Here is a 12967-nt window from a genome sequence, read left to right as displayed (position 1 = left end):
AAAATGTACTCAATCGGTGATTTGTCCCGCCATACTGGGGTCAAGGTTCCCACCATCCGATTTTACGAAGAAAAAGGGCTGTTGCCCAAACCTGCGCGCACAGCCAGGAACCAGCGGCGGTATGATGCGGCTGCGCTGCGGCGCTTGCAGTTCATCCGCCACACGCGCGATCTTGGGCTGCCCCTTGCCGAAGTCGAAGCTCTACTGACCCTGGAAGGCGCGCAAGGGGATGACCTGAACCGCGCGCATGACATCGCCGAGCGTCAACTGGCTGACATCCGCGACCGGATCGCACGTCTGGCCCGGCTGGAAAAAGAACTGGCCCGCATCACCAAAGCATGTGACGGGCATCATGATCATGTCTGTGCCGTTCTGCATGCATTCGGGGATCATGACACCTGCGATGGGGCGCATTAGAGTCAGGTCAGAGATGCGCGAATTTTCTCGGCATGTTGGGCGATGAGGTCGAAATCACCCATATTTCCCGGCGGGCGCATCGAAACGCCCTCGTGCCGAGGCAGGACATGGAAATGCAGGTGGAAAACCTCCTGTCCGCCTGCGGCTTCGTTGAACTGCTGAATAGTGACGCCGTCCGCGTCAAAGGCCGCCTTTACCGCCCTCGCCATTTTCTGCACGGTCGCCATTGCAGCAGCCAGTTGCTCGGGTGAGGCATCCAGAACGTTTCGGCACGGTGTTTTGGGTATGACCAGAAGATGACCGTCCGAGCGTGGCATAATATCCATGAAGGCAAGCGTGTCATCGTCTTCGTAAACACGGGTCGCTGGGATTTCACCACGCAGGATCTTGGCGAAGATGTTGTCATTGTCGTAGCCCGTCATGGCATTTCTCCCGATTTGGTACTGCTACCCGTTCTGCGATCCAACTTGCCAGGGGTCAAGCACGGAAACGGGAACCGGGCGCACCTCTTGAAAACCGTACTGCAATAGCCAAATAGCAGGCACCACCGGGTCAAAAATGTCGTGGAAGCCTCCTGCCCGCGACAATTAATCTTGATCCAGATCAAACTCGACCATTGAAGGTCGTCCCCTCGCAATCTAAAACCAGCAGGAATCCCGCGCGTTGGAGAGGTCCGACTGTGCGGTAGTGTTGTAACAGGAGGCACCTAAATGGCAGACGCAGCCATTCATGGTCACGAGCATGAAGACAATCGCGGTTTCTTTACCCGCTGGTTCATGTCGACCAACCACAAGGACATCGGGATTCTCTACCTGATCGTTTCGGCCCTGGCCGGTCTGATCTCGGTTCTGATGACCGTCTACATGCGGCTTGAACTGATGCACCCCGGTGTTCAGTACATGTGCCTGGAAGGCTTCATGGCCGACCCGTGCACACCCAACGGACACCTATGGAACGTGATGATCACCTATCACGGTGTTCTGATGATGTTCTTCGTGGTCATCCCCGCCCTGTTTGGCGGATTTGGCAACTATTTCATGCCGTTGCAGATCGGTGCACCGGACATGGCCTTCCCGCGGATGAACAACCTGTCCTTCTGGCTGTACGTCGCGGGTACCTCGCTCGGTGTGGCTTCGCTTCTGGCTCCGGGCGGCAACGATCAGGCCGGTTCGGGCGTGGGCTGGGTTCTGTATCCGCCGCTGTCGACGACCGAGGGCGGCATGTCCATGGACCTTGCGATCTTCGCCGTGCACGTATCGGGCGCCTCCTCGATCCTCGGCGCGATCAACATGATCACCACCTTCCTGAACATGCGCGCCCCGGGCATGACCCTGTTCAAGGTGCCGCTGTTCAGCTGGTCGATATTCGTCACTGCATGGCTGATTCTGCTGTCGCTGCCGGTTCTGGCAGGCGCGATCACCATGTTGTTGATGGACCGCAACTTTGGCTTCACCTTCTTTGATCCGGCCGGTGGCGGTGACCCGATCCTGTATCAGCACATCCTGTGGTTCTTTGGACACCCGGAAGTGTACATCGTGATCCTGCCTGGTTTTGGCATCATCAGTCATGTCATTGCGACCTTCTCGCGCAAACCGATCTTCGGCTACCTGCCGATGGTTTGGGCGATCATCGCGATTGGTGTTCTGGGTTTCGTCGTTTGGGCGCACCACATGTACACCGTTGGCATGTCGCTGCGTCAGCAGGCCTACTTCATGCTTGCCACGATGGTCATCGCGGTTCCGACAGGCGTTAAGGTCTTCTCGTGGATTGCGACGATGTGGGGCGGTTCCATCGAGTTCAAGACACCGATGCTGTTCGCCTTCGGCTTTCTGTTCCTGTTCACCGTCGGCGGTGTGACCGGCGTTGTACTGTCACAGGCGGGTGTGGACCGTGCCTATCACGACACCTACTACGTTGTGGCGCACTTCCACTATGTGATGTCGCTGGGTGCCGTGTTCGCGATCTTTGCCGGTGTCTACTTCTACTTCAGCAAGATGACGGGCCGTCAGTACTCCGAGTTCTGGGGTAAGGTTCACTTCTGGATGTTCTTCATTGGCGCCAACCTGACCTTCTTCCCGCAGCACTTCCTGGGCCGTCAAGGCATGCCGCGCCGCTACATCGACTACCCCGAGGCATTTGCGCAGTGGAACTTCGTATCGTCGATTGGCGCGTTCATCTCGTTCGCCTCGTTCCTGCTGTTCTTCGGCATTGTCATCTACGCCCTGCTACGTGGCGCGAAAGAGACACGTCCGAACCCGTGGAACGAATACGCGGATACGCTGGAATGGACCCTGCCGACGCCGCCGCCCGAGCACACGTTCGAGCAGCTGCCCAAGCAGGAAGTCTGGGACAAGGGCCACGCCCACTAATCCCTGAAAGCACGACTTAGAAGCCCCGCCAATTTCGGCGGGGCTTTTCTTTTGAAACCTTCGGACATTTCGGGAATATCGCCAGAAGGCCAAAAATCGGCTATTCTGTTTGCGGTTGGTCATCCGGCAATCCGGAGGTACGCAATGCCCGAGATTGATTTCTGGTTCTCAATAGGTAGCACATACAGTTTTCTGACGGTGATGCGTCTGGATGAATGGTGTGCAGAACATGATGCGACAGTGCATTGGAAACCGTTCAACGTGCGAACCATCATGTCCGAACAACAAAACATTCCTTTTGCCGGCAAACCCACAAAGTCAGCTTACATGTGGCGGGATATCGGACGGCGCGCGGCAAAGTACCGGCTTCATGCCAAGCTGCCCGCCCCTTATCCGATTTCCGATCTTGCCCTTGCCAATCAGGTCGCCCTTCTGGGTATGCGCGAGGGCTGGGGCAAGGACTTTACCCAGAACCTCTATCGCATCTGGTTTGAAGATGGCGTCGAAGCAGGCAGCGAAACTGCCCTGTCCGAGGCCCTGTTCAGATGTCAGCAGGATCCGCGCCTTGCACTGTCCCGTGCGCGCAGCCCGGAAATCTCGGAGGCGCTGGAATCCGAGACCAAGAACGCCACCCAGCTAGGCGTATTTGGCGCGCCGAGCCTTGTCGTGCGCGGTGAGGTGTTCTGGGGCGATGACCGGCTGGATGATGCATTGTCGTGGGCGCGTGTCGGTCACGTGATCTGATCTTTTGGCCATCGACTCCGGGTGTCGATGCGCTATTTTTTCACCATGCCTTATCAATGGACGCAGACATCAGACACAGAGCAGGAATTGCGCCTTTGGCCGCATAATTCGCTGCCGCCCCGATGGGCGATGCGGTTCATCCTGTTGGTGTTTGCCTTCGGGCTTATCCCGATGCTGGCGGTGTTGGGGTCGGTGCTGCTGTGGGGGCTGCTTCCTTTCATGCTACTCAGCGTTCTGGGCCTGTGGCTGGCCATTCAGACAAACTACCGCGCCCGCAGCGTCTTTGAGGTTCTGACGCTGAGCGGCAGCCAGGCCCGGCTGGTGCACCACCACCCCCGAACCGGTCGTCAGGAATGGAAGTGCAACCGATATTGGGCCCGGCCTGAAATGCACCAACGCGGCGGGCCTGTTCCACATTACGTCACCCTGACCGGCGACGGCCGCCAGGTGGAAATCGGCTCATTTCTGTCCGAGGAAGAGCGCATCGCGCTTTATGACGAGCTGATACAAAAACTGCGCGAACCTGTCGCGCAGCAATTGGCGCAGTAAACGTCGAAGTGACAGGTCAGCTGTTGCTGGCCGCGCAAAGCTGATCCTTGACCATCGGTCCGACCTTGCCGAAATCCATCTGGCCGGTATAGCGGGTTTTGAGTTCGCCCATCACCTTGCCCATATCACGGATCGAACCGGCGCCTGTCGCGGTGATTGCGGTCAGAATGGCCTGGTTCACCTCGTCATCATCCAGCTGCTTTGGAAGAAATTCCTCGATCACATCAACTTCGCGCAGCTCGCGTTCTGCCAGATCCAAGCGCCCGCCCTCTTCATAGGCGCGTGCGCTTTCCTTGCGCTGCTTGGTCATTTTACCAAGGATTTCAAGTACCTCGGCATCACCGCAACCTTTTGCTTCTTCGTTGTCCGATCCCCGAGTTGCGATGTCGCGGTCCTTGATCGCCGCGTTGATCAGCCGCAGCGTCGATAGACGCTCGGCCTCCTTGTCTTTCATTGCTTGCTTCAGGGCTGCATTCACCCTTGATCGCATATCCATCTGCTCAATCCATCCCCAAGATGAAGGAACCCCGACCATATCGAAACAAAAAGCGCGACACAACCGGGGGCGAATATATCTAAGCCATTGATATTAAATGATTGCCCAAAAATTGAACAGGCTTGACCCAGCGGCCCAACCCCCTTAGGAATGCGCCGATTTACCCTGCAGGAGAGTCGCGCCATGGCCCAGAACGCCCCGTCCAAGCCCACCGCATGTCTGGCATTGGCCGACGGAACACTGTTCTACGGCACAGGCTTTGGCGCCACCGGCCAGACCGAAGCCGAGCTGTGTTTTAACACCGCCATGACCGGTTATCAGGAAATCATGACCGACCCCTCATACGCGGGACAGATCGTGACCTTCACATTCCCTCATATTGGGAATGTAGGTGTGAACCCCGAGGATGACGAGACCGGCGATCCGGTTGCGGCGGGAATGGTGGTCAAATGGGACCCGACCGAGCCTTCGAACTGGCGTGCCGCGGACGAACTGAAAACCTGGCTGACGCAACGCGGGCGAATTGCGATTGGCGGCATTGACACCCGGCGACTGACCCGTGCCATTCGGCAGCAAGGTGCGCCTCATGTGGCGCTGGCCCACGATCCGGACGGTAATTTCGATATCGAGGCTCTGGTCGCCGCAGCCCGTGGATTTGCCGGTCTGGAGGGCATGGACCTGGCCAAGGACGTGACCTGCGCGCAAAGCTATCGCTGGGACGAAATGCGTTGGGCCTGGCCTGACGGCTACACCCGGCAGACGGCCCCTTTGCACAAAGTCGTGGCGCTGGACTATGGCGCCAAGCGAAACATCCTGCGCTGTCTGGCTTCGGCCGGATGTGACGTGACCGTTCTGCCCGCGACGGCAACCGCTGCCGAGGTTCTTGCACACGATCCGGACGGCGTATTCTTGTCCAACGGTCCGGGCGATCCCGCCGCCACCGGCGAATATGCTGTTCCCATGATCAAAGAGGTACTCGAGACCACGGACCTGCCCATCTTTGGCATTTGTCTGGGCCATCAGATGCTGGCGCTGGCGCTTGGCGGCCAAACCGTCAAGATGAACCACGGTCATCATGGCGCAAACCACCCGGTCAAGGACATGGAAACCGGCAAGGTCGAAATCACCTCGATGAACCACGGTTTCGCCGTTGACGCTCAATCCCTGCCAGATGGCGTCATTGAAACCCACCGGTCGCTGTTTGACGGATCGAACTGCGGTATTCGCATGACGGACCGCCCGGTCTATTCAGTGCAGCATCACCCCGAAGCATCGCCGGGGCCGCAGGACAGTTTCTACCTGTTCGAACGCTTTGCGGATGCAATGACCGCGCGAAAAGAAAAGGCTTAGCCGCCTGCCTTTGCCGGATTAACCGGCCATTAACTATGTTGAAGCAACCCTGACGTGCGTAATCGCGTCAGGGTTTATTAATGGTCGAACTGAACTTACAGCAACTTGCCCCGGCAGAACCGGTACCGGCACTGGGGCTGCGCAAACCTCTCGGCCTCTATTTGATGGAACGCTGCCTGATCACCCGCGCGCAACTGGATCACGCATTGCTGCTCCAATCACGACAGCAGGCCCCCTTGGGCGAGATATTGGTGAGCGAGGGCTGCGTCAGCCGGCAGGATGTCTTGCTGGCCTTGTCCAAACAAACAGGCCTGCAAATCGCGGATCTGGAAGAAACGCCGCCATCCCCTGATCTGGTCGATCTGAAACCTGCGTCCTTCTGGCTTAAGAACCATGTCATACCGTGGGTCAGACTGGGTCCGATCCTTCTGGTTGCCACTGCCCGGCCAGACCATTTCGATGCCATTGCAGCAGAATTTGAGGCAAGCCGATATACAGTGATTCCCGTTCTGGCGGCACCAGATCAGATTGGCACGGCGATATCCCGACTATTCTCACGAGATCTGGCCCGGGCGGCCGAAACCCGTGTGGACCCGCTGCACAGTTGCCGCACCTGGACAGCCCGGGCACGCACCGGACCAGTCGCAGGCGCAATCGCCCTGTTGGCGACAATGATCGCAATCCCAACGATCGGTTGGTCCGTTCTGGTGTTTGCGGCGGTCTGCACGTTGTTCCTGTTCTGGGTCCTGAGATTGTCCGGGTTGCTGGCCTTCTTGACGTCAAAGACAGCTCGGACATCGGAACAGGAAGGACCCAGGGTGTCACGCACTCGTCAGCCCTATGTGTCGATCATGGTGCCTTTATACAAAGAAACCGAGATTGCCGACGCGCTGATCCAACGACTGCGGCGGCTGACATACCCCAAAGCACTGTTGGACGTTATTCTGGTGCTCGAAGAAGACGACGCCGTTACCCGCGAAACACTGTCACACGTTGATGTGCCCAGTTGGATGCGCACCGTGGAAGTCCCGGAATTGAACGGCTTGACCACCAAACCCCGCGCGATGAACTACGCCCTAGATTTCTGCCGCGGCGATTTGATCGGGGTTTGGGATGCCGAGGATGCGCCGCAACCGGATCAGATCGAACGCGTGGTGGATCACTTTCAACATGCGCCGCCCGATGTCGTATGTCTGCTGGGCGTGCTGGATTACTACAACCCGCGCACCAGTTGGAGATCACGCTGCTTTACAATCGAATACAACAGCTGGTTCAGGGTAATCCTGCCCGGTATTGCCCGATTGGGCCTTGTGGTCCCGCTGGGCGGCACCACCTTCTTTTTTCGCCGGGACAAACTGGAGGAGTTGGGCGCCTGGGACGCGCACAATGTCACCGAAGACGCCGATCTGGGTGTCCGGTTGTACCGCGCCGGGTATCGGACCGAGATGGTGGACACAACAACCTTTGAAGAGGCGAACTTTCGGACCTGGCCCTGGGTCAAACAACGCTCGCGCTGGCTGAAGGGTTTCATGGTGACCTATCTGGTCCACATGCGCACACCGGTTGGTTTGTTGCGGGATCTGGGATTGCTTCGCTTTTTGGGCGTTCAGGCGTTTTTTCTGGGAACTTTGGGGCAATTCCTTCTTGCCCCTGTCCTTTGGGTGTTCTGGCTGTTGGCGATGGGTATATCCGTACCGCTGCCGCAGGGGCTGACGCAAGAAGGTGTCACAGCCCTTTTCAGCCTGTTTCTTGCAGCCGAACTGACCAACGTCATGGTCGGGCTTGTCGCCGTCGCAGCAAGGGAAAGGCGTTTCCTGCTGCCTTGGGTGCCGACGATGATCCTGTATTACCCGTTGGGCGTTCTGGCGGCCTACAAAGCGCTATGGGAGCTGATCTGGAACCCATTTTTTTGGGACAAGACCCAACACGGACAAGCGGCCGAGGAACAGCTGCCCTCCTGAGTTCAGGACTCGCGCCGGACCGCATCCTGTTTGAGGCGGGTCATGAACGCGATCGAGATGTGTTCCCGCAACGCCTGACTTGCAGCATCTTCATCACGTGCCGCGATCGCTTCGACAATTCCCTTGTGTTCATTCTGGGCGATTTCACCCCGGCCCTGCACGGCAAGCGATGTCGTGGCCATTAGGGCCATCGTGCGATGCACCAGATCCAGTTGCTGAACCAGATATCGGTTGTGCGACGCCAAATGAATCTGTTCGTGAAACCGACGGTTGGCACGCGACAGGGCCGTCGGATCATCGACCAGTTCGTCATCTGCCAGAACCATGTCCTGAAGAACTTTAATTTCCTCTTCCGTTGCGTGTTTGGCGGCTAGACGGGCTGCCAACGCCTCGAGTTCGCGGCGCACGACGTACAATTCAGCCATCTGGTTGTGATCCAACGATGCCACGATAAGTGATCGCCCGTCCCTTTCCAGCAGGGATTGTGTTTCCAGTCGCTGCAACGCTTCGCGAATCGGGGTGCGCGATACGCCAAAACGTTCCGCCAGTTCGCTTTCGACAAGCCGATCGCCGGGCTTGTACACGCCAACATCAATGGCTTCGAGAATCAGGCTGTAGGCATCTTTGTTGGGTTGGCGGGTCTGGCTCATTTTGTCTTTCGTCTCCTCCTTCGGTCATGTCTATCCGCCACTTGGCCTTCCAATCAAGTGAAGCATTGAAATCCGCAGCACCGGACCCTAAACCATAACCATGGTCAAACCTGCATTTGCTCATGTCACCCAGTGGGTGTTCGATCTCGACAATACGCTGTATCCGCCCCATATGCGCCTGTTCGATCAGATCGAGGTGCTGATGACGGATTATGTCGTGCGCACTCTGGGTGTGGACCAGGCCGAGGCGGATCGTTTGCGGTCAGAATACTGGCGCCGGTACGGCACTACGCTGGCCGGGTTGATGGCCGAGCACGACCTGGACCCTGATCCATATCTGCATGCGGTCCATCAGGTGGACATGAGTCATATGGATCCGGACGCGGAACTGGCCGCCCATATCCGCTCTCTACCCGGTCGCCGCATCGTCTATACCAATGGCAGTGCGCCCTATGCGGAACGCGTTCTGGCGGCACGCGGTCTGAGCGGGTTGTTTGATGCGGTCTATGGCGTCGAACACGCCGGATACCGCCCAAAACCGGAAAAAGCCGCGTTCGAGGCGATTTTCGCGCGAGACGGCATTCGCGCCGAACAGGCCGCGATGTTCGAGGACGACCCGCGCAATCTGGCAGCCCCGCACGAGATGGGAATGCGCACGGTCCATGTGGCACCTGAACCGCACACTGCGGAGCATATCCACCACCATACAGACGATCTGACCCAGTTTCTCGGACGCCTGGTCTGACAGGGCAACCTGCGACGATCTGCTCATTCTGCACCTGCATCATCGTTCCTATATCCGCCTTAGCGACGAACAGAACGGAGATCTCCAATGAGCGCGATCGAAATGTCCCCGCGCCTGCCTGTGTGGCAGCGCCTGTTGTTTGCCATTCCCTTGTTTGGATGGATGGCCCGCGATGTGAAAGACGGCGCGCCCGAGGATCTGGGCTATACCGCCGCCGCCATCGTCAGCATGTGGGGATGTTCCATCCTTCTGTTCGGTCTTCCCGGCCTGTATCTGCCCGCACTTGCGATGGTGCCGGTGATGTTCCTGATCCTGTTGCTGATTTCGCGGGGTTAGGAACCGGGACAGGATGTCACTTGGCGCCCGGGCCGCAACACCACTAGGGTCTGCGGACAACGGAGAATTTCGCGATGACTGACAGTTGTGACATCCTGATATCAGGTGGCGGTATCGCCGGTCTGACCGCCGCCGCTGCCTTTGGGGCAGCCGGATTTGACGTAATCTGCGTCGACCCTGCCCCGCCCGTGACCGAGCGCGACATTGAAGGGTCAGATCTTCGAACAACGGCGTTTCTGCAACCCGCCCGGGTTTTGCTGGAACAATGCGGGCTGTGGCAACGTCTGGATGCGCACGCCGCCCCTTTGCAGATCATGCGCATCGTGGATGCCGGCGGTGACGTGCCTGAACCGCGTGTCGTTCGCGACTTTGATGCCTCGGACATTTCCGACCAGCCTTTCGGCTGGAACCTTCCCAACTGGCTGCTGCGCCGGGAAATGGTGGCGCGGCTGGCCGAGTTGCCCAATTTGGATTTCAGGCCCGGAACCGGCACCACCAGTCTGTTTACCCGCACCGCCGAAGCCCGCGTCGGGCTTAGTGACGGCGCCCGGGTTCGCTGCCGACTTGTGATCGCGGCAGACGGGCGCAATTCACCCATGCGCGAAGCTGCTGGTATCGGCGTCCGGACAACACGCTATGGTCAGAAAGCGCTGGCTTTTGCGGTCACGCACCCAATCCCGCACGAAAACGTATCAACCGAAATCCACCGGTCCGGCGGGCCATTCACTTTGGTTCCATTGCCCGACTGGCAGGGTCAGCCGTCCTCTGCGATTGTCTGGATGGAACGTGGTCCTCGTGCGGTCGAGCTCATGAAGCTCGACGCCCCGGATTTCGAGGCAGCCATGACCCGTCGATCCTGCGAACTCTTCGGACCGCTCAAGTTAGCGTCGCGTCGCACGATCTGGCCGATCATCAGTCAATCGGCCGAGCATCTGTCCGGTGAAAGACTCGCCCTGATGGCCGAGGCCGCACATGTGGTTCCGCCGATCGGGGCGCAAGGTCTGAACATGTCGCTGGGGGATCTGCGGTGCCTGCTGGATCTGGCGCAGGCGCGACCGGACGGGCTGGGTGATGCCCAGATGCTGGCGGCCTACCACAAAGCGCGCCACACCGAGATCGAATTGCGTGTCAAAGGAATCGACCTGCTGAACCGCGCCTCCATGATCGAAGCGCGCCCATTGCGTGACGCCCGCGCAATGAGCCTGAATGCCCTTTATTCACTGGCGCCGGTGCGCAAAACGCTTATGCAGATGGGCCTCGGCATGCGCTGAGGCCCGGTCTCCGGCTCAAATCACCTGATCCAGAACCCGTTTCAGACGTTGGATGGTACCGTCCACGTCATACAGCTTGTCCAGCCCAAACAGACCAAGGCGGAACGTGCTGAACCCTTCAGGTTCGTCGCATTGCAGCGGCACGCCCGCCGCGATCTGCATACCCAGCGCTGCGAATTTCTTGCCGTTCTGAACATCGGGATCCGATGTATAACTGACGACAACACCGGGCGCGCCAAATCCGTCGGCGGCCACCGAGACAATTCCCTTGTCCTTCAGAATCGCCCGCACACCATTCCCCAGCGCCCATTGCGCATCACGCAGCTTTTCGAAACCATAATCACGGGTTTCAATCATTGTTTCACGAAACGCACGAAGCGCATCCGTTGGCATCGTGGCGTGATAGGCGTGACCGCCATTTTCGTAAGCCTGCATTATCTGGCGCCACTTTTTCAGATCGATAGCAAAACTGTCCGACGTCGTTTGCTCAAGTCGCGCTTCGGCCTGTTCGGACAACATGACCAAACCGGCGCATGGCGACGCGCTCCATCCCTTCTGTGGCGCGGAAATCAGAACATCAACACCGATTGCCTTCATGTCGATCCAGGCGCACCCCGAAGCGATGCAGTCCAATACCATCAGCGCGCCGACTTCGTGCGCGGCTGCAGCCATGGCCGCCACATAGTCGTTAGGCAGAATCACACCTGCAGCGGTTTCCACATGCGGCGCGAACACGACATTCGGACGTTGTTCACGAATGGTCGTCACGACCTCGTCAATCGGGGCCGGTGCAAAGGGCGACGGGCTGGTATTTCCGGTCTGGCGCGCTTTCATCACAGTGGCCGAGGCCGTCAATCCACCGGTTTCGATGATCTGGCTCCAGCGGTACGAAAACCAACCATTGCGAACCACCAGAACATTGGCGTTCTGTGCAAACTGGCGGGCAACGGCCTCCATAGCATAGGTTCCGCCCCCAGGGATCACCGCGACACCGTCAGCGTTATAGACCTGTTTCAACATATCCGAGATATCGCGCATCACCTGCTGAAAGGATGCCGACATGTGGTTTAGGGATCGGTCCGTAAATACCACCGAGAATTCTTCGAGACCGTTTGGGTCAACACTGTCCAGCAACGCGGGCATGATTGTTCCTTTCCTGAGAGGTTCCTGAAGTTCTGAACCTTTTGGTGAATTTCGTAAAGCACCTTACGCACGTCACATGTTGACGCAACGGAACCTTTCTCTTCAGATTGTTTTTTGCGTCTCGCACGGCCCGATCAAGGCACAAATGACGCCAATTAGGGTCACCCCTACTTTACACTTTGACGTGTTTCTGACCAGATACATACACTTTGTACAAGAAAGGTAATTTCGCAGGTGACAGGGCAAAAACGGATAAGTTTTCAGGTAGTTCGCGACGAAGTCAAAAGAAGGATCGAAGCCCGTATCTGGCCGCAGGGATCTTTGCTGCCGACCGAGACGCAGCTGGCCGAAGAGTTCAATTGCGCCCGCGCGACCGTAAACCGGGCCCTTCGGGAACTGGCCGAACAAGGCTATGTCGAAAGAAAGCGGAAAAGCGGGACACGGGTCAAAAAAGAACCCAGCAAACATGCCAAGCTGGAAATTTCGCTAGCGCGCCAGACAGTGGAAAACCAGAATGCCACCTATCGGTATGCTCTGGTCGAACGAAGCGTCGTGCCCAGCCCTGGCTGGCTGGCATCGCAACTGAGTGTTTCGCCGGAAGCGCGTGTCCTTCATATCATCTGCATGCACTACGCGGACAACCGCCCCTTTCAGTTAGAAGAACGCTGGATCAATATCGAGGCCGTTCCGGATGTGGAACACGCCGATCTGAACCAAAACGGGCCGCATGAATGGTTGCTGAAGACCGCACCCTTTACCGAAGCCGAAATCGCGTTCTGTGCCGTTTCCGCTGACGGGCGACTGGCCGAATTCATGGGGACCACGACCGGTACCTCAATGATTCAGCTTGAGCGTACAACCTGGAAAGACGGAGAGCCGATGGCGTTTGCCCGCATGACGCATCACCCGGGTTTCTGCATCCGCTCAAAATACTGA

At 58.0% G+C, this 12967-nt stretch carries 14 protein-coding genes; 10 read left to right on the top strand and 4 right to left on the bottom strand.

Going from position 1 to position 12967, the window contains the following annotated elements; translation table 11 throughout:
• Window positions 1-3: 3 nt before the first annotated feature.
• Complete coding sequence (locus tag ACR3EQ_RS02790; RefSeq protein WP_480489678.1) at window positions 4-417, top strand: MerR family transcriptional regulator; 414 nt, start codon at window positions 4-6, stop codon at window positions 415-417.
• 2 nt (window positions 418-419) lie between these two features.
• Here the strand turns inward: ACR3EQ_RS02790 and ACR3EQ_RS02785 are convergent, their stop codons facing one another.
• Window positions 420-839, bottom strand: a complete 420-nt coding sequence (locus ACR3EQ_RS02785) for an HIT family protein (protein WP_170616411.1) — start codon at window positions 837-839, stop codon at window positions 420-422.
• 288 nt (window positions 840-1127) lie between these two features.
• On the opposite strand from ACR3EQ_RS02785, the gene ctaD reads away from it, so the two are divergent.
• The 3 genes from ctaD to ACR3EQ_RS02770 all read left to right on the top strand — a co-directional run bounded on the left by ctaD (window position 1128) and on the right by ACR3EQ_RS02770 (window position 4079).
• Window positions 1128-2786 carry a cytochrome c oxidase subunit I gene (gene ctaD / locus ACR3EQ_RS02780; RefSeq protein ID WP_170616413.1) on the top strand — a complete coding sequence of 553 codons (1659 nt, stop codon included), beginning with the start codon at window positions 1128-1130 and terminating at the stop codon, window positions 2784-2786.
• A 144-nt stretch (window positions 2787-2930) separates the two neighbouring features.
• Window positions 2931-3530 carry a 2-hydroxychromene-2-carboxylate isomerase gene (locus tag ACR3EQ_RS02775; protein WP_170676584.1) on the top strand — a complete coding sequence of 200 codons (600 nt, stop codon included), beginning with the start codon at window positions 2931-2933 and terminating at the stop codon, window positions 3528-3530.
• Between the two features lie 45 nt (window positions 3531-3575).
• Window positions 3576-4079, top strand: a complete 504-nt coding sequence (locus tag ACR3EQ_RS02770) for a DUF2244 domain-containing protein (protein WP_480491733.1) — start codon at window positions 3576-3578, stop codon at window positions 4077-4079.
• A gap of 16 nt (window positions 4080-4095) precedes the next feature.
• Here the strand turns inward: ACR3EQ_RS02770 and ACR3EQ_RS02765 are convergent, their stop codons facing one another.
• Complete coding sequence (locus ACR3EQ_RS02765) at window positions 4096-4575, bottom strand: GatB/YqeY domain-containing protein (protein WP_170616417.1); 480 nt, start codon at window positions 4573-4575, stop codon at window positions 4096-4098.
• Between the two features lie 183 nt (window positions 4576-4758).
• Between ACR3EQ_RS02765 and carA the strand changes: the two genes are divergently transcribed.
• On the top strand, window positions 4759-5925 hold the full coding sequence (carA, locus tag ACR3EQ_RS02760; RefSeq protein ID WP_480489677.1) for a glutamine-hydrolyzing carbamoyl-phosphate synthase small subunit: 1167 nt from the start codon (window positions 4759-4761) through the stop codon (window positions 5923-5925).
• A gap of 80 nt (window positions 5926-6005) precedes the next feature.
• Window positions 6006-7886 (top strand): glycosyltransferase, encoded by a 1881-nt coding sequence (locus ACR3EQ_RS02755; RefSeq protein WP_480489676.1) that lies wholly within the window; start codon window positions 6006-6008, stop codon window positions 7884-7886.
• A gap of 2 nt (window positions 7887-7888) precedes the next feature.
• Here ACR3EQ_RS02755 and ACR3EQ_RS02750 read toward each other — a convergent pair whose 3' ends face one another.
• On the bottom strand, window positions 7889-8536 hold the full coding sequence (locus ACR3EQ_RS02750; RefSeq protein WP_170616423.1) for a GntR family transcriptional regulator: 648 nt from the start codon (window positions 8534-8536) through the stop codon (window positions 7889-7891).
• Window positions 8537-8636: 100 nt separating this feature from the next.
• Here ACR3EQ_RS02750 and ACR3EQ_RS02745 point away from each other — a divergent pair, with 100 nt between their 5' ends.
• The 3 genes from ACR3EQ_RS02745 (at window position 8637) to ACR3EQ_RS02735 (ending at window position 10888) form a co-directional block, all read left to right on the top strand.
• Window positions 8637-9281 carry a pyrimidine 5'-nucleotidase gene (locus tag ACR3EQ_RS02745; RefSeq protein WP_170616425.1) on the top strand — a complete coding sequence of 215 codons (645 nt, stop codon included), beginning with the start codon at window positions 8637-8639 and terminating at the stop codon, window positions 9279-9281.
• 87 nt (window positions 9282-9368) lie between these two features.
• Entirely contained in the window at window positions 9369-9617 is a 249-nt protein-coding gene (locus tag ACR3EQ_RS02740) for a hypothetical protein (RefSeq protein ID WP_170616427.1), read from the top strand.
• Between the two features lie 74 nt (window positions 9618-9691).
• On the top strand, window positions 9692-10888 hold the full coding sequence (locus tag ACR3EQ_RS02735; protein ID WP_170616429.1) for a UbiH/UbiF family hydroxylase: 1197 nt from the start codon (window positions 9692-9694) through the stop codon (window positions 10886-10888).
• Between the two features lie 15 nt (window positions 10889-10903).
• On the opposite strand, the gene ACR3EQ_RS02730 is transcribed toward ACR3EQ_RS02735, so the two are convergent.
• Window positions 10904-12031: an aminotransferase class V-fold PLP-dependent enzyme gene (locus ACR3EQ_RS02730; RefSeq protein WP_480489675.1), complete on the bottom strand. Its 1128-nt coding sequence runs from the start codon at window positions 12029-12031 to the stop codon at window positions 10904-10906.
• Between the two features lie 234 nt (window positions 12032-12265).
• Between ACR3EQ_RS02730 and ACR3EQ_RS02725 the strand changes: the two genes are divergently transcribed.
• The gene (locus tag ACR3EQ_RS02725) at window positions 12266-12967 is read left to right on the top strand and encodes a GntR family transcriptional regulator (RefSeq protein WP_170616433.1); all 702 of its coding nucleotides are present in this window, start codon (window positions 12266-12268) and stop codon (window positions 12965-12967) included.

The sequence above is a fragment of the Ruegeria sp. AN11 genome, from assembly GCF_056536005.1.
Note: the sequence above shows the minus strand (reverse complement) of the source record. Positions and strands in the feature narration are given on the sequence as shown.